This is a genomic window from Halolactibacillus alkaliphilus, from assembly GCF_900115465.1.
In the GTDB taxonomy this organism is placed as follows: domain Bacteria; phylum Bacillota; class Bacilli; order Bacillales; family Amphibacillaceae; genus Halolactibacillus; species Halolactibacillus alkaliphilus.
Window position 1 is genome coordinate 1 of record NZ_FOWN01000008.1, and the last position, 18,054, is coordinate 18,054.

Genomic DNA, 18,054 nt, shown 5'->3' on the forward strand with positions numbered 1-18,054 from the left:
CCGTTGATGGATGGAGATGGAACTTTTCGCTTTCGAGCCCCTAAGCTCCCGGACCTCCGTTTGATAGCGAAAATGTTTGGCTTGATTAAACACCCGGAGGGTGTGATCCATGGACATCACAAAATCAGGATCGATTTTATGCTTATATAAGCGATTTGAAAAAATGGCCTTCATGCCCATGATACCCACCCTCCCTTGGTTTTGTGACGGTCACTGTTAGTGCTTTAATTATACCATTCGGAATATATGTTTGTCACTTCAAAAATATTCAAAACAAGCGATTCATCACCCACCTAGTGCTGACGCACTTGAGGAAGGTGTCTTCTCGCCCTAAAGCGATAAATTAATCCGTAACATAAATAAGAATTACATTTATGATAGCCAAGGTACTTAATTCATCATAATGAACAAGCGATGAAAATTGCCAGCAACACTTGCCTTGCTCTTATCGCATCGTTTGATTAGTAAAGACAACAAAACCAACAATGATGATCACGTGTGAGACGCTTGCATCATTGTTGGTTTTTAATTTTAAACTTTATAGACGAGTGGTTATCATATACTGAATGCTATCTGCCTCATCTCTTCAAACAGCTCTACTTATAAGCATTACTTTCTAGCCTTGACTTTATTTTTTGCATAAACCCATACGAACCCGTAACTAAAAATACCTGCAAGCACCAAAAATAATAATCCATCAAGTAACGTTAAACGTAGCATTATAGTTGCGGTCAACACGAGTACAACGATACTCAGTAACGCCGTAAGCAGTTGAAGAAAAGCCCTCTCCTTCTCTTGTTTATTGACAGGATACAACAGAAGCCATAACTTCGTGTCATGATGCGAAAAAAGTGGTAGAAGTTGAATACCAATGAGATAAATAAATAATACCCCAATCCCAAAACTTAATAATGTTTGATCAATTGCAGCTAAAGCAACCCCACCGATTACGACTAGACGGCTAGACAAACCTAAGTAATCCTCACTTCGGCTAAATGTAAGTCGGTAAAGATACGTAAAGGTCTCTTTCTGTTTAATCATCACACTTGAGGTTAACAACCGAGATAACAATTGGCGTTTTTTCACTCGCGTACTCAGTTCTCTTACATCAGTAAATAGACTGGCTAAACGATAAAAGCGCTCGAGTCGATGTTGATCATTCATAATTAATTGATCAAGTGCCAAACTATGATCAAAGGCTTGATGCAATAGATAACTGAGAATTAAAAATAAGCCCATGACTCCAATGATAAACAGAATTGTCCAGCTTTTTAAATAACTATACCAGACAAAGGTTTGAACGATAAATAACCCCACTTTAGTGTAAAATAGCAATGTTTGATCTCGTAACCGTAGACTAGCCCAGCTCATAATAAAATGCCATAATTTAAAAATAAGAAACAGAAAAATGATGAAGAGATAGTTTCCTGATGTGAATCTAGCGTGATATAAAGGACTAATCGCAGCAAGAATAAGAATCATCAAATAACTTTGAAAAAAGAAACTATACACAAGTCCCCGATAAAAAAATCCTTTCAATGATTCGATGGTAGGCAGTAAAAAAACTAAGTCTGCTTGTTTAGTAAATGTTTGAATCGGGTTATATAAAATCACGAGTGAAAATAATACACTCATCACTAAACTAACTGGAAAAGCTTCTGGTAAGTCTAATAAGAACTGTTGGTAAATAACCGCAAAAGCAACGACTAAAAAGATAAGGGCAATCGCGATATGACCATTTAAAATGTACTGCGCATACCGCATCACATGCTTTATGTGTGCAGTAAAACGGATTTTAAACAATTGCCGGCTATCCATTGACACCATCCTCTTCTTTCGTCAACATGATGTAAATATCATCAAGCGTGTGATTTGCCATATTTAATTGATCCTGCAATTGTTTCAATGTCCCCTCTGCCTTCACTTCTCCGTTATGAAGAATGATAAATCGATCACAATAGCGTTCCGCTGTGGCAAGGATATGTGTCGACATTAAGATACCAGCGCCGCGCTCCTTCTCTTTGACCATCAGCTCTAGAAAAGCTTGAATAGCAAGTGGATCTAACCCAACAAATGGTTCATCAACAATATAAAGATCCGGTTCTACTAAGAAGGCACAAAGAATCATCACTTTTTGTTTCATTCCTTTAGAAAAGTGAATCGGAAACCAATCAATTTCACGTTCCAAGCGAAAGGCTTTTAATAGAGGAGATACTCGTTCATTAAATGTTTGCTCATCTAGGCCATACGCCATTGCTGTTAACCTCAGGTGCTCTCTTAGGGTTAATTCGTCATAAAGTAAAGGCATTTCAGGGATATACGTAAAGGCTTTACGATACTTTTCTTCATCTTCTTGCAAGGTGACCTCTCCAAGTGTCACTTTACCTTTTCGCGGTTCCATCAAGCCAATAATATGTTTAATTGTCGTACTTTTACCGGCACCGTTTAATCCTATAAGCCCAACCAGCTCACCTTTATTTACTTTAAATGACACATCGTTCAACACGTTTTTTTTAGTATAACCACCTATCAGGTGGTTAATATGTAATAAGTCAGACAAAATTTTTCCTCCTTTTCATACACTTACTCATTCTTCTTTGCTTTTAACGATTTAATCATGATACACTAAAATAAAAAAGGAGTGACAGTATATGACACATGATACAAACTGTATTTTTTGTAAAATTATTAACGGCGAGATCCCATCAGCAAAAGTTTACGAAGATGAAGCCGTATATGCATTTCTTGATATTAGCCAAGTAACAAAAGGCCACACTCTCATTGTACCAAAGACACACGTAAAAAACATTTATGAAACAAAAGAAGAAGTTGCAAGCACTTTATTTGCGCGTGTACCTAAAGTAGCACGTGCGATTGAAAAAGCCTTCAACCCCGCTGGGATGAATGTTTTAAGTAACACGGGCGAATTTGCCGGTCAATCAGTCTTTCACTTACATATCCACTTGATTCCACGTTATGATGAATCAGACGGCTATAATGCAAAGTGGGTAACGCATAATGATGATTACACAAACGAAGAACGCCAAGCAATTGCCGAAGCGATTAGTGTGAATATTTAAACTTTACATTTAAATAGCATATGTTATAATATATAAAACTATTCGCACTTGGTCATAAGGACACAAGTGGAATACGACAGTTTAGCTTAGAAGAGGAGAGATTAGGATGAAGACAAAAGATTTAGTATTATTAGCGTTATTTATGGGGATTGGGGCTGTGCTTCATATTGTTGCACCACCAATATTGTTTGGTATGAAACCAGACATTATGTTGCCCATGATGTTCTTAGGAATTTTAATTTTTCCTAAAGCGAATTATGTACTCGTGTTAAGCATTGCTACTGGAGCTATTTCAGCGTTGACTACATCGGTACCAGGTGGACAAATTTCAAATTTCGTTGAGAAACCTATTACAGCTTTCGTGTTTTTTGGTCTACTTATGCTTGTACCTAAACGGCTAGACAAAAAAATTGTAGCGCCTATATTAGCTGCTATTGGAACTATCGTAAGTGGTTCAGTATTTATTGCGATGGCGCTCTTTGTAATCGGTCAAATGGGTGGGTCATTTATTGCATTATTTATCGGAGTTGTATTACCCGCGACATTATTTAATGTAGCTTTCACAATCATTATTTTCCCAATTGTAAAATCTATTCTACAAAGATCACAGATGGCTTTTGCATAATCGCTGTATCAATCATTTCATACCCAGCCTTTTAACATATACTGTTAAGAGGCTTTGTTTTGATTTTATAAATTTTTTTTATTTTTAAGGTTTGACTTATATGATTTACGAGAAGATAATGAGTAGATAAGAATAAAGGAGTGAGGGAAATGAAAGTTAAATCTCTAGTGATTGGTTTACTTGTCGGAACTGCACTGGGAGCCAGCGCATCTTTACTAAGTGCTCCGCGCTCTGGCAAAGACACACGTGAACACATTAAATCTCAAGTAGATGAGGTTAAGCGAGGTGTAGAGAAAGTAAAAATTAATGGTAAAGTACTTTCCAATCAAATTGTTGCAACATCAAAAGAAGGCGCTGAGCTTATTAAAGACTTATCAAAAGAAATGAAAGTCTCTTTAGAACAATGGCAACAGACGATTAAACCACATCAAGATAATATTGAGCGTTATTTAAAAGAAATTGAACTGCGTTTAGAAGAACTAGAACAAGAAGCACAAACCACTTAGTGAATTAACAACTTATACCTTGACTTACGTTCATACGGAGGAACAGGTAGAGCTGATAACTTGATTACCGTCTGTACTATGAGGGGAAATTTATGAGCGAGCTTCATATACGATGACAGGAGAAAGTGGTGGACTTCTGTCGAAAAGATGTTAAAAGCCACAAGACAACTTATAAATGTCTTGTGGCTTTTATTACACATAAACTAAAACATCTCGATATAAATCAATAGGTACATTTGCCAAAAAGATAGCTGCACCTATTGATATTGTTAGTCATTAAACTCTTTCTTTATCTTTAATTATTCAGCAGAAGTTTCTAACCATGCATCCACTTTCTCACGGTTATTCTCAATCCAATTCGCTGCTGCTTCTTCCGGAGTTGCACCATCTGTTACTTCTAACATAACCGTTTCCATATCAATTGGCTCCCAGAAAAAGTTATCAAGGATTTCATATGCTGCAGGACTATCTTCTTCAAATCCCTGACGTACAAACGTTTCAATCGTTTCAGCACCACCAAATGATCCTTCTGGATCTTCTAGATACTTAAGATCGTATGCTGCAAATTTCCAGTGAGGTGTCCAACCAGTGACAACAATTGGCTCTTCATTTCCATAAGCTTGACCTAATACCGTTGCCATCGCACCACTTGATGACGTTGCAACTGTCCAGTCTTCAAGATTATAATCTTCTAATGATTGCTCAGCCGCTTGAACAACCCCCGCACCAGGCTCAATACCTGTAATCGTGCCACCAAATTCATCAGTAAAATCTGCTAAGTCAGCAATTGAATGAACATCTTCCATATATTCAGGAACAACTAAACCAACCTGAGCGCCTTCAAGATTTGGACCTAGACCTACAAGATTATCTTTATGTTCTTCATAAAGATCACCGTGTGTTGCCGGTAACCAAGCTGCTACCATACCATCAGCATCACCATTAGCAACAGCTTGCCACATAATCGCATTATCAATACCACGAATATTTACATTATACCCTTTTTCTTCTAATACTTGTGCAATGACGTTTGTTGAAGCAATTTCAGAGTCCCACTCAACATAAACTAACTCAATATCTTTCTCACCTAAGTTACCTTCATCTACTGCATCTTCAGTAGTATCATCTCCACCACAAGCGGCTAACACAAGAGTAAGAGCTAAAACCAACATTAAACCAACATGTTTCCATGACTTTTTAAACATTTAATCGTCCTCCTTTTAATTTTTATCTATAACAACTCTTCATTTAAACAAAAGAGTTACTAACCTTCATTAATGAAAGATCATTTTTGGGAGTGCCTTCCCATCTTAGCTTGAACAAGCGCTCTCATCTATTACTTTTTATATATACTTTGAGTGTAACGATCCATGATAATCGCTAAAATAACAATCGAAATACCAGCGACAAATCCTGCCCCTGCTTGTGCTCGTTGAAGGGCTGATACTACCGGGTTACCTAAACCAGGTGCCCCAATCATAGAGGCAATAACTACCATAGACAAAGCCAACATTACTGTTTGGTTAATACCAGCCATAATTGTCCCTTTAGCCATCGGAAGTTCTAGTTTAAATAGCTTTTGCGCACCAGTTGAACCAAAAGCCTCTGCTGCTTCTTTTAGTTCTGTTGACACTTGTCTAATGCCTAAATTTGTAAAACGAACCGTTGGCGGTGTTGCAAAGATTAATGATGCAAAAATTCCTGGTACCATACCGATACTAAAGAAAGCAACGGCTGGAATCAAATAAACAAATGCCGGCATTGTTTGCATGAAGTCAAGAATAGGCAAAATAATCGCTTCTGCTACTTTACTCTTAGACATTAAAATCCCTACAGGTACACCAACAATCACAGACAAAATACTCGCCGTTAATACAAGCGTAAATGTTGACATGAGTTCTGTCCACAAACCCTGATTCTCAATAAAAAGTAAACCCACAAGTGAAAAAGCAGCGAGTCCAAACTTTTTACCAGTAATAAAGAATGCACCAACAACAACAAGTAACATAATAATAAATGGAGGAATAGATGCCAATAAGTCAGCAATCCACTCAATAAAGTCACCAAATTCATTCTTTAATGGATCAAAAATAAATGCAAATGTATCGACAATCCAATCCGTTAACGTATCTATCCAGTTAGCCATTGGAATTTTCGGAATAAAATCAAACATTTGTTTTCACCTCTCCTTCACCTGCAAGAGCAGCTAAGAACGAACCTCTAATAATAATGCCTTTAAGTTTCTCTCCATCAACAACTGCGATTGGGACAGGTGTATCATAAATTATTTCAATAATTTCTTGCATTGGTTTATCTAATGGTACTTTTGGTACGTCTGTACGTAATATCTCATTTAAATCTTTAATTTCTTTTTTCCGCGCTTCAGAAGCATCATCCGCTGTTACATAACCTTTTAAATTACGATGACCATCTACCACATAAATACTCGATAAGCCTTCTTCTCGCATACGTTCTAATGCCACACGCGGACCATGTTTATCAATATTTACTGTCTCTGGACGGTGCATAATATGTCCAGCAGTTAAAACTTTTGAACGATCGACATCTTCAACAAAGCGTTCTACGTACTCATTTGCTGGATTTGTAAGAATTTCTTCAGGCGTACCAATTTGTACAATTAATCCATCCTTCATTAAAGCAATGCGATCACCAATACGTAACGCTTCATCTAAATCATGCGTAATGAAAATAATGGTTTTTTTCATTGAATCTTGTAAGTCTAATAATTCATCTTGCATGTCTTTTCTAATCAATGGGTCAAGTGCTGAAAAAGCTTCATCCATTAACAGTACTTCTGGGTCATTCGCAAGTGCACGCGCTAACCCTACACGTTGTTGCATACCACCTGATAACTGTTCAGGATATTGGTGTACATAACTTCCTAGCCCTACGAGTTCAAGTGCTTCTTTTGCTTTTTTCGCTCGTTCCTCTTTTGCAATCCCTTGAACTTCTAAACCATATTCCGCATTTTCTAAAATTGTACGAAACGGAAATAGTCCAAAGTTTTGAAATACCATGCTCAATTTTTCCCGACGAACACGGCGAAGATTGTCTTTATCCATTTGTGCTAAGTCTTCACCATCGATCATAACACTACCTTCTGTCGGTTCAATTAAACGATTAATTAATCGAATAAGTGTGGACTTACCACTACCTGATAGTCCCATAATAACAAATACTTCTCCTTGATTAACTTCAAATGATACACGGTTAACACCAACAGTATCACCCGTTGCTTGGAGAATTTCTTCTTTCTTTTTACCTTCATCCAGCAAATTTAAAGACTCTTTTGCATTCTTACCGAATACTTTTGATAGCCCTTTAACTTCTATAACTGGCATAATCTCACCCCTCTTTTATATATACACATCTTATGAGTAAAAATTACATATTCAACAATTTTTCTCGTTTATACATTATCTAAAATACGTTCAACATTTTTCCGTAATGTAGTACTCTAATAGCTTACCTTAGATTTAGTCAATACCTCAACCGTTAAAAACCGTAGTTTTCAAATGTATTTTACGTACAGTTTAAACTGTACGAACGTTATTATGTTTTTTCTTAGAAATGCTTTAAAATACTTTAAAATGCTACCCAACTTGCTGGTTTCATTCTCTTTGAAATTTATGTAAACTGATATTAGACCTAATTTAACTTATAATTGAGAGGAGTCTAAATCATGCAGCCTGAATCTTATTTAACTGATGATGTTATAAATGAGTTTTCAAAAACACTCGAGCTTTTTGATATCTCTCCGAGTGATTCAAGACTGTTTACGATCCTTTTTCTGAACCATCAACCGATGACACTTGATGAAATGAGCCAAACAACCGGAAAAAGTAAAACAACCGTTAATACCGGCATTAGGAATTTATCGGATTTAAATTTAGTCAAACAAGTATGGAAAAAAGGCGTACGAAAAGACTTATATACAACAACCGATGATTTATTCCAGCGTTTTATGCACTATTATCTGGATAGGTGGCTAAGTCATACATCCATGCAAAAACAAAGCTTATCTTCTATAGAAGATAGAATCAATAACCGACCTCAAGGCGAGCTCATTGAAGAGAAAGTAAAACAAATGTTAGTATTCCACGAATTATTAGAAAAAGCTTTTACACAACTAAAAAGTACCTGTCAAGAAATCACCCATACTAACCCTAAAGATTAAACGATAGCTTTCTAACGCTCCCTTAGTTTAGTAAGCTATCGTTTTTCATAACTAACGCTAGTAAGTTAACAATCATTATTCTTGGTCACGTTTACATTATCTTAAAAAATATATGTAAAAATAGAGGAATTTACGTTTCTACCATTCATTCACGGAAAAAATATGATATATTAACAGATGTGAATAAAACGAAACCAAGCGTTTCGTAATTTAAAGTAGGAGTGTGTTTAATGAAAAAGTTAGTTATGGTTGCAACAATTACTGCGGGTCTCATCGGATTAAGTGCTTGCTCAGGAGATGACGCTGAAGTTGTTGTCGAAACAAGTGAAGGCAATATTACTAAAGAAGCTTTTTATGAAGAATTAAAAGCAACCGCTGGAGAAAGCGTCTTGCAAAATATGGTTTTAAAAACTATTTTAGAAGGCAAGTACGACGTTGATGAATCAGCAATTGAAGAGCAAATGAACATGTATCGCGAACAATATGGTGATATGTTTGAGTTATTGCTTCAACAACAAGGTATTGCCTCAGAAGCAGCCTTTGAAGAACAACTACGCATGCAATTACTACAACAAGAAGCCCTGGCTGATGGCGTTGAAGTAACAGATGAAGAAATTGAAGAACAGTATAACCGTATGATTAATGAAGTACAAGCATCTCACATCTTAGTTGAGGATGAGGAGCTTGCGAATGAATTATATGAACGCGCAACGAATGGTGAAGATTTCGCAGCTTTAGCTGAAGAATATTCAACAGATTCTGGTTCTGCTGCCGAAGGCGGTTCAGTTGGCTACTTCTCTCGCGGTCAAATGGTGCCTGCTTTTGAAGACAAAGCTTATGAATTGGCAATTGGTGAGATTAGCGAACCTGTGCAATCAGACTTTGGCTACCATATTATTTACGTAACGGACAATCGACCAGTCGAAACAGATGTTGCGTCACTAGATGATATTAGAGACCAACTACGTTCAGAAATTGCTTCAACAAAAGTTGATAGTGCCCAAGCGCAAGAGAAAATCTTACAACTTTTAAGAGATGCTGACATCGATGTGAAAATTGATGAATTTAAAGATACATTTGTCTTTGAAGACCCTACAGCTGGTTTAGAAGAAGACCTTGATCTTGAAGAAGATACAGAAGAATAATATGTGATTTAATTAAAAGCACTTAACGTAGTTAAACTGACGTTAAGTGCTTTTGTTGTAATCTCAAGAGATCATTTTGACTATAAATAGAAACCCTTCGTTACTTCTGTTAAAATATAGCTAACGACTGACAAAGGACGTGAAATAATGGACCGAACGATTGACTATTTTTACTCGAAAATCAACTATTCAATTACACTGAACCAAGACGTAGCAAACATCATACAATCTTTAAATTTCCCCTTAATTAAAGCAAGCGAAGCAACGTTTGTATTAGACAACTTTAAAGCTGGAGACCAAGTTAATGAGCGCTTATTATTAAATGATTATGATGTCAGACTTACGAAAACAAATAAAGAATACCTTACATTAACTTTTAGCAACCAAAATGGCATGTACCGAGCAAAGATGTGGGATAACCAAGGTGCTATCAAACAAATATTGCCCTTGCTTGAAAAGCACCGTGTCTTTGATTTAACCGCAACAGTTGATGAATATAACCAAATCAAATCTTTAACCGTGAAGAAATTAGAACCAGTTAAGCAAGCTATTCAGCCCTTTACATTATTACCTTTTCCAAACCTTGATTTAAAAGAGATTGCAGAAGAATTAATCTATTACTTGACGACAATTAACGAACCTTATCGAACACTGGCGATAGATACATTGAATAAATTCTGGGATGATTTTATTCTTGCACCAGCAGCAAAAGGCTATCATCATAATTATATCGGTGGACTTATTAAACACACAACAGGATTGATGCGTTTTACATACTTTATTCAACACCACGAAAAGGGACCTTTAGAAGCCTTATTGTATCTGATCACGGTTGTAGAAAAAGCATATAAACAGGAAGTATATATAGACGCACAAAAAGATAAACGCGAACGTAAGCGACCAGTATGGCAAGACACAATAGATCACCTTTACAGTATGTTAAATCAATTAACTCAACTTGAGCAAACTACTATTAACTTTGATTTACTTTACACCGCCATTCTTTATCATGATTTAGGCAAATTATTAGAATATGATTATGCCGGAAAGAGCTATCAAGCTTTTGAATTTCTATACCCTCATGCTGATCATACTGAATTAGGTGAGCGCGCACAGGGAGGCATTGAGATGGACGCTTTAGGCTCTTTAGTTGGCCATATTCCTTATGGTGTTATGTTACTTCAACAGATGCTTCAAGTGTCAGCCATCCCCCTTACTTTATCGCAAATTCATCAGATAAACCATTGTATTTTATGTCATCACGGATTACCTGAATGGGGAGCGGCTGTTCGATCTCCTGAAATAAAAGAAGGCTTTCTTATTCACCTCGTTGACTACTTTGATAGTCGATATGAAAATGAAGAAATGGCCTACTATCGTTCGTAACAAACAAAGGACCTACTTTATCCAAAAAGAAGAACCGTCATTCCGACGGTTCTTCTTTTGGTATATAATCAAATATCTCGCCCGATTCAACGACTTGAATAAAACGCATCAACCACTTATAATAGTTTTTCGCATATTCTAAACGTTCAATATCGTGTTCTATTCGCTCAATAAATGTGTCATCTTCTGTTTGTTGTTTTATTTTCGTTAATGCTTCAACTGCTTCATCTGCTTCTTCGATATTTGTTTCGGTATAATGCCGCCAGCGATTTCCAAATAATGTCGTAAATGATTTATACCAATTTTCTTCCGATTTGTATAAATCTTTTCTTATACCTTTTTTAAAAGCTGGCTCAACCATTTTCATTTCTGTTAATGCTCTGACACCAGTGGACATACTTGTTTTACTCATTTCAAGTGCTTCACGCATATCATCCAATGTCATTGGTTGATCGTTAAAGTACAGTTTCCCATACAAACGACCAATGGACGGTGTAATTCCATACAGACTCATGTTTTTTGCAATCATCTGAATAAATTTATCAATTGTTTCTTCATACTGCTCATGTATTTTTTGTTCATCGTTTCTATTCATTGTTCTTCTCTCCCATCAATCGCCATCAATGTACCATAATATCACGACTATCCTCTATTGAAAAGCTGAAATTACTCTTCAAGCGTCATAACATGATACTCTTTTAAGCGCTCTTTAGGTTCAGTCGTAAAATAAAAACTTTGTCTCTCTTGTTGTTTTAGATAATCAAATAATCGTCTTTTTCTTTCATCATCAAAATGGACAAAACTATCATCAATAATAAACGGCATTGGAAACGTTCGACTCAGCTCCGTTGCAACACCGAGACGAATAGCAATAACTAATTGATCTAACGTTCCTTGCGAGAGTTCAGCTACTTTGAAACTTCCTGATGGATAATCAACGATAAGTTCACTTGTCGTTGAATCAAAAGATATCGCCGTATAACGACCGTCAGTTACAAAACAGAAAACTTCACTCGCCTTGTTTAAAATACTTGGCAACAAAGATGTCTGAAATTCTATCTTTGTTTGCAACAACTGGTCATAACTGGTTTTATACATAAGCCATTCTCTTGCCTTTTTATTGAATAGCTCCCGCTTTATATTAAATTGATATGCAACATCGCGATAAATCGTTGAAGTCTCCATCTGTTTTTTTTCAGCATGTAAAGTCGCCAAATTTTTAAGACAATCCTCATATGTCTTTTCTATTAATTGCAACTCATTATTGTAGCTTTCGATTGTCTCTTTTAAAGATAGCTCATCAATCAGAGCATTGTCTAATACGCTTAACATATCTTTTGATGAAAAATACAACGCCATTTTTTGATACGACGTTTCGTATTCTTTAATTTTCTCGTTATACGCTTTAGTATGTTCAACACTTTCTAGAAATGCATGATAATCCGATACACTGCACATTTGAAAAATGGTCTCCAACTTTTCAACTACCGGCTTTAACTTACTTTCTAATGCCCGATTATGCGCCTCTATCTCTATTAACTCTTCTTGTAAATCTTGATATACTTGTCGTTGGTGACTTAGTTGATTATAAAGATCTCCTACCTCTTTTAACACTTGAACGAGTGATAAACCTTTTGTTAACTCAAGATCCTTTATAACAGTTGTTACATATGTTGATATTTCTTCATTAAGCCTGGATCTCTTATCACCTAACTTTTTTCTTAGTTTAAGACCCTGTTGAAGTTCATATACTTGACGTAAAACAGTGCTGTGCTCCGTATTTAATATGGATTTAAGAAACGGATACTGGTCGTGAAATCTTCCAATCTCTTGCTTAATAGATGCTTCTTTTTCTTTTAATACACTTATATCACGTTCAGTCTTTTCTGATTGGTTGGTGTAGATACTCCAACGAGCAGATAATTGCTCTCGTTTAACTTTAGCCGTTTCATCACGATGTAAAACATCATAATACTCTTTTAGCATGTCTTCATCCGCTTTGGATATATGTTTCACTGGACCTTCTACCTGACTAGATTTTGGTCGTTGAAGCAAAATCAAACCGAATAAAATTAAAATATAAACACCTAGTAAACTATAAATAATGACAGGCTGAAACAAGTTCATGTTAGATAGAGTTACTAACAAACTAAGAAAAACTGCCGTTAATATGCTAAACAACGGTAATAACCTCATAGATTCCGTTCTTTTTTCTTTATGTTTACGCAATCGCTCAATGTCGCTTAGTATGTCCTCTCGTTGATAATCATCAATTAAATCATGATTTAATTGATGACGTTCATAGGCTAAAGCATCACCTTCACGTGATAACTGATTAAGCTCAGCTTGTTCATTCATAATTTGTTCGGTCACTTTTTTTTGTTGCTCTGTTAATAATTCTAATGCACTGACATTTTCTTCTGGTAATTCAAACATAAGCATCTGCTCTTCCGTTAATGATAATCCAAGACGTAATGTTTGCTTATTTATCTGAGTGCTAAGGTCTTCAATATCTTTATTTGTTTCATCAAGCACTCGCTGTTTTTCACGCCAAAACATATCTTGATTGATGACTTTTAAGACATACTCAAAGCGCGAGCGACCTCCTATCAATGCTGCCACAGATTCCCGTTTTTCTTCCACTTGCCTCATACGTTCTTCTTGCTGGCTTAATTTTTGCCTTAGCTGTTCTTTTTCTTCATATAATAACGTTACATCATTTTCATAAACATCAGGATGATTAGATGGTTGGTTGTGTGTGTTTAAGTATCCTTCCGCTATTTTATAACATTCTATTACATGATAAAGCTGTAAGTATGTTTGATAAAATCTCAGCTGTTGCTTATTTTCCTTTATTTCTTTTTCTCGTGTGCATTTTTCCTTTGTTACAGCTTTTATTGAGTTTTCAAGGCTGTCATAACTTGCTTCTTCCTTCTTCAATTTTATAAGCTTTTTTTCTAAGCTTTCTAATTCCTCAAGTTGTTCATTTAAAACAGGCTTTGATCCCCCTTTTTTAAATAGGTGATCTAGCTCTTTTTTTAATTTTTTTTCCGTTCGGTCAATAGCATCCGTTCCAGACATACTTAATGACAGCAGTAAATCCCCAATCTGCTCCGGTGTTTCTCCTTGCTCCTTTTGAATGGTTAAAACGTCAAAATGAAAAACGCGATCAAAAAATGTACGATCTAACTGTTTTAGATACTTATGAGATACTTCCAAAGTGACATCTTCACCACGTGCATTTTTAATAATCAATTGATGCTGGGTTTTATCTGTTCGATAAAGAGTATATTCCTCGTTATCAATAATTAACGTGATTTCACCTCCGAATACATGATTATGGAGGTGGTTAAACCGTTGAATCTCTTGTTTAGATAATCCTACTAACATGTAAGTTAAAAAGTAACGCACATGTGTTTTTCCTGATTCATTTTTACCGCTAATGATAACTAATCCATTCTCTTCAATTTCATATGTTTGATTGATTATTTTACCGAAAGAATAAATTCTACATTTACTTACTTTCATTCGCTTGTCCTCCAACTAAAGCATAGTGCAGATAATCAATTGCTTCTTCCTTGGCTTTGGAAAAGTCTTCTAATGTCAGAGGATCAAGAAAACGTTTCGCTCGGTGGTGATCAAATAAGTCCGCTGCGATATCTTTTTGTTTTGACTGGCTTATTTTATTAGCTAATGTCCTTAAGAAAGGATCAGACTGATCCAGCGTTACTTGCTTATGCTGAAGTGAGATATCTAAAATGACGACTGTATAGTCATTTAACTGACAGTAATCATTTATAGAGGTAAGTAAATCATTAAAATCATTATCGTGATAGAGCGATCTTAATTGATGACTTGGATTTTCTATGACAATAGATAAAAAGCCATTTTGCGCTTGATGATCGATAAAAGATTCTAATATACTCCATAAGTCATCAAGTGAATCAATGGTACTACCATCTATTGTTTCTGTCTCATACTTGACCATTTGTAAAGGATGAAAAGTATAGGTTGTTTTCAGATCATTAAGTTCAACAACATAACATCCCTTTTCGCCTGATTCCTTTTTTGATCCTCCTTGAATATTACCCGAATAAACAATCGGTGGACGTTCACTCAAAATATGGCGCTTATGAATGTGGCCGAGTGCAAAATAATCAAAGCCTAACTGCTTTAAAGTCTCTAATTTGAAGGGCGCATAGGGTTCATGATCATCCGATACACCCAGACTACCATGTAACATACCTACTCGGTAGTCCACATTGTCTATAAAACTATATTGGCTAGAAAAGTCTTCCTTTACGTGACGCGTTTCATAACTAAATCCTTGAATGGCAACTGTTGTTCCAGATGCACTTGAGTATGTATAAGTTGTTACCTGTTGTCGATCAAAAAGATGGACATTCTCTAAATAATCAAACGTCATTTTGTTCGTCTGTTCATAGTCATGATTTCCAAAGCTAATATATACAGAAATATTATGTTCAGCTAATTTAGTTAATGCTCGTTTTAATTGAACTTCCGCATATATACTTGGGAGGGCTTGATCAAAAATATCTCCTACAATTACAACAAAGTGAACCTTTTGATCTATAGCTAAGTCTATTAGTCGATCAAGTGCTTGAAAAGCAGTCTTCTTCATCTTTTCAACATGCTCTCTTCCCATTTGAGCAAGGCCAACAAATGGACGGTCCAAATGTAAATCAGCTGCATGAATAAAACGTAGTGTTTCTTTCACCTGTCTCACCCGCTTTCTTATTTATCTATTTTAACAGAGAACGCATGTTTCTCACATGTCTTTTATACAAAAAGATGCACCTCGTAAGAGGTACACCTTATAAATGAGCTATAATCTATTTCTTCTAATACAAAGATCATAAATATTTCATTGAGTTATTGTTTTATCATACTATTTGTTCTTCTTACTCAAATGCATCACTTGTTTTATATCTCTTAGCTTAAATCCACCGCCATACATCAATACGCCTCCACGGTAAACTCTCGCACCAATATAGCCTAGTATAAAGATTGTTACAAGTAAGATGCCGATACTGATCATCACTTCATAGAATGGGATACCTAGCAATCCAACACGTAAAAACATGACGAGCGGGCTAAAGAACGGAATATAAGACATCACCGTCACTACTGTTGATTCCGGTGATTCTAAACCGAACATTGACACCATAAACGCAATCACTATAAGAATAATGACAGGGAACATAAGTTGACCAACATCTTCCATTCGACTTACTAGTGACCCTAGCATAGCCGACAGTGTTGCGTATAGTAAGTAACCGAGCAAGAAAAAAACAAGCGCATAAACATAGACACTTACAGGGATATCACTAAAGCCAAAGAATTCGAAAAAGTCACCGTCTAAATCATTTTTTCGCATTTCAATGACAAAAAATCCTGTAGCAATTAAAATTGATATTTGTGTAAGACCTAATAAAGCAATCCCTATAATCTTTGCGAACATTTGTGATACTGGACTTGAACTTGAAATCAAGATTTCCATAACACGTGATGTTTTTTCGTTTGCAATATCTGTGGCAATCATTTGACCGTAAGTTATTACAGCAAAATAAAGTAAGAACAACATGACATAGACCAGTCCTCTAGCTCCACTTATTTCTTCCTCTGTTCTTGATGTTGTCCCATCCGCTTTTTGGATGGCTTGGAGTTGGAAAGGTACGGGTTGATAAATAGCTTGGAGCACCTGCTCATCAATATCTGCTTCTTCTGTCATAACCTTCACTTTTAATTGTTACAGTTGTTCTGCAACTTCATATTCTATGTAATTATTTAAGACATCCTCTAAATAAAGCGTTGCGTTAAATGGACTGAGATCATCTGGTGTTAATATCAAAACTCCTTCAATATCCCCCGCCAACACCGCTTCGTTGAGGGCTTCTTTGCTATCTGTTGCCACATTAAATTGGACTGACTGACTCTCAATGTTCTCTAAATAATCGCCATAAACATCTGTCTCGTCAATAATCGCAATAATTGGTTCTGATACTTCCTCGTCCGAGTTAAATAAATCGATAATTTTATCAATATTTCCTAATCCTAAAATAAACACCAGGAATAAGGCCGTTGTAATTATAAATGATTTTGATTTAAAACGTGTCATATACGTCTGTGATAATACAACCCAAAACTTATTCATATGATTCACCTACTTTTTCAATAAAAATATCGTTTAATGATGGCTCAAGTAAATCAAATCGTTTAATAAATCCTTCTCGTTGGACAATTTCTGTTAAAATCTGTTGTGAAGTTTCTTCATTATTAATTTGCAATCGACAACCTTCTGCTGTTTGTGCGTATTTAACAACACCTGACATTTCTTTCAAAAATTCTAAATCCATTTCAGCGTGAATAAGTAAATTCTTTTTACCAAATTGTCGCTTAATGTCTTTGAGAGACCCTTGTACAACCGGCTTACCTTTTACCATAATACACAACGATTCACATAACTCTTCAACCGTTGACATTTGATGTGATGAAAACACAATCGTTGTTCCTTTTTCTTTCAGTTCAATAACTGCTTCCTTTAACAATTCAACATTGACCGGATCAAGACCGGAGAATGGTTCATCCAATATTAATAGTTTCGGCTGATTAATGACCGCTGATATGAATTGGATTTTTTGTTGATTCCCCTTTGATAATTCCTCAACTTTCTTTTCTTTATAATCCGGTATTTTAAATCGGTCAAGCCAGTAGTCAAGCTCTTTAATAATCGCTTGTTTATTCATCCCTCTCAATCGACCAAGATAAATCATTTGTTCTTTTACTTTCATCTTAGGATATAACCCGCGTTCCTCCGGTAAATAACCAATTTTATCAGTGATACTATAATCGATTGTTTGATTATTCCAATCAATCTGACCTTCTGATTGATCAATTAAACCAAGAATCATACGAAACGTTGTTGTTTTACCTGCACCATTTGCTCCTAAAAAGCCAAAGATTTGTTTATCATTTATTGTCAATGATAAATCATCAACGGCAGTAAATGAGCCAAAACGTTTTGTCACATGATTAATGTGTAAAGTCATGTTAATACCTCCTGTTTTTTAGAATATGCAAAAAGCAACAGTAC

16 protein-coding genes and 1 pseudogene are annotated in these 18,054 nt (G+C 35.7%); 6 read left to right on the top strand and 11 right to left on the bottom strand.

Annotated elements, in window-relative coordinates:
* From BM163_RS04925 to BM163_RS04935, 3 genes are all read right to left on the bottom strand, one after another.
* On the bottom strand, window positions 1–180 hold a 180-nt coding region (locus BM163_RS04925), incomplete at its 3' end, for a hypothetical protein (RefSeq protein ID WP_373855161.1).
* A gap of 429 nt (window positions 181–609) precedes the next feature.
* Window positions 610–1,818: an ABC transporter permease gene (locus BM163_RS04930; protein ID WP_170243657.1), complete on the bottom strand. Its 1,209-nt coding sequence runs from the start codon at window positions 1,816–1,818 to the stop codon at window positions 610–612.
* The gene (locus tag BM163_RS04935) at window positions 1,811–2,560 is read right to left on the bottom strand and encodes an ABC transporter ATP-binding protein (protein WP_089800843.1); all 750 of its coding nucleotides are present in this window, start codon (window positions 2,558–2,560) and stop codon (window positions 1,811–1,813) included. The genes BM163_RS04930 and BM163_RS04935 overlap by 8 nt, the downstream gene beginning before the upstream one ends.
* Before the next feature lie 91 nt (window positions 2,561–2,651).
* On the opposite strand from BM163_RS04935, the gene BM163_RS04940 reads away from it, so the two are divergent.
* From BM163_RS04940 to BM163_RS04950, 3 genes are all read left to right on the top strand, one after another.
* Window positions 2,652–3,080, top strand: a complete 429-nt coding sequence (locus tag BM163_RS04940; RefSeq protein ID WP_089800845.1) for an HIT family protein — start codon at window positions 2,652–2,654, stop codon at window positions 3,078–3,080.
* Window positions 3,081–3,186: 106 nt separating this feature from the next.
* The gene (locus BM163_RS04945; RefSeq protein ID WP_089800848.1) at window positions 3,187–3,705 is read left to right on the top strand and encodes a tryptophan transporter; all 519 of its coding nucleotides are present in this window, start codon (window positions 3,187–3,189) and stop codon (window positions 3,703–3,705) included.
* 149 nt (window positions 3,706–3,854) lie between these two features.
* Window positions 3,855–4,211 (top strand): YtxH domain-containing protein, encoded by a 357-nt coding sequence (locus BM163_RS04950; protein ID WP_089800850.1) that lies wholly within the window; start codon window positions 3,855–3,857, stop codon window positions 4,209–4,211.
* Window positions 4,212–4,510: 299 nt separating this feature from the next.
* Here the strand turns inward: BM163_RS04950 and BM163_RS04955 are convergent, their stop codons facing one another.
* From BM163_RS04955 to BM163_RS04965, 3 genes are all read right to left on the bottom strand, one after another.
* Window positions 4,511–5,416, bottom strand: a complete 906-nt coding sequence (locus tag BM163_RS04955) for a glycine betaine ABC transporter substrate-binding protein (RefSeq protein ID WP_089800851.1) — start codon at window positions 5,414–5,416, stop codon at window positions 4,511–4,513.
* A 131-nt stretch (window positions 5,417–5,547) separates the two neighbouring features.
* Window positions 5,548–6,384, bottom strand: coding sequence for an ABC transporter permease (locus tag BM163_RS04960; protein WP_089800853.1), 837 nt, complete (start codon window positions 6,382–6,384; stop codon window positions 5,548–5,550).
* Window positions 6,377–7,573, bottom strand: a complete 1,197-nt coding sequence (locus BM163_RS04965; RefSeq protein WP_089800855.1) for a quaternary amine ABC transporter ATP-binding protein — start codon at window positions 7,571–7,573, stop codon at window positions 6,377–6,379. The genes BM163_RS04960 and BM163_RS04965 overlap by 8 nt, the downstream gene beginning before the upstream one ends.
* Before the next feature lie 341 nt (window positions 7,574–7,914).
* On the opposite strand from BM163_RS04965, the gene BM163_RS04970 reads away from it, so the two are divergent.
* The 3 genes from BM163_RS04970 (at window position 7,915) to BM163_RS04980 (ending at window position 10,940) form a co-directional block, all read left to right on the top strand.
* The gene (locus BM163_RS04970; RefSeq protein ID WP_089800857.1) at window positions 7,915–8,409 is read left to right on the top strand and encodes a GbsR/MarR family transcriptional regulator; all 495 of its coding nucleotides are present in this window, start codon (window positions 7,915–7,917) and stop codon (window positions 8,407–8,409) included.
* Window positions 8,410–8,639: 230 nt separating this feature from the next.
* Complete coding sequence (locus BM163_RS04975) at window positions 8,640–9,554, top strand: peptidylprolyl isomerase (RefSeq protein WP_089800859.1); 915 nt, start codon at window positions 8,640–8,642, stop codon at window positions 9,552–9,554.
* A gap of 147 nt (window positions 9,555–9,701) precedes the next feature.
* Window positions 9,702–10,940, top strand: coding sequence for an HD domain-containing protein (locus tag BM163_RS04980; RefSeq protein ID WP_089800861.1), 1,239 nt, complete (start codon window positions 9,702–9,704; stop codon window positions 10,938–10,940).
* A 37-nt stretch (window positions 10,941–10,977) separates the two neighbouring features.
* Here the strand turns inward: BM163_RS04980 and BM163_RS04985 are convergent, their stop codons facing one another.
* From BM163_RS04985 to BM163_RS05005, 5 genes and pseudogenes are all read right to left on the bottom strand, one after another.
* On the bottom strand, window positions 10,978–11,535 hold the full coding sequence (locus BM163_RS04985) for a GbsR/MarR family transcriptional regulator (RefSeq protein ID WP_089800863.1): 558 nt from the start codon (window positions 11,533–11,535) through the stop codon (window positions 10,978–10,980).
* A gap of 71 nt (window positions 11,536–11,606) precedes the next feature.
* Window positions 11,607–14,468: an AAA family ATPase gene (locus tag BM163_RS04990; RefSeq protein WP_089800865.1), complete on the bottom strand. Its 2,862-nt coding sequence runs from the start codon at window positions 14,466–14,468 to the stop codon at window positions 11,607–11,609.
* Complete coding sequence (locus BM163_RS04995; protein WP_170243658.1) at window positions 14,455–15,678, bottom strand: metallophosphoesterase family protein; 1,224 nt, start codon at window positions 15,676–15,678, stop codon at window positions 14,455–14,457. The genes BM163_RS04990 and BM163_RS04995 overlap by 14 nt, the downstream gene beginning before the upstream one ends.
* Window positions 15,679–15,849: 171 nt before the next feature.
* Window positions 15,850–17,115, bottom strand: a pseudogene (locus BM163_RS05000) (ABC transporter permease).
* Entirely contained in the window at window positions 17,108–18,010 is a 903-nt protein-coding gene (locus BM163_RS05005; RefSeq protein WP_089800869.1) for an ABC transporter ATP-binding protein, read from the bottom strand. The pseudogene BM163_RS05000 and the gene BM163_RS05005 overlap by 8 nt, the downstream one beginning before the upstream one ends.
* Window positions 18,011–18,054 lie beyond the last annotated feature (44 nt).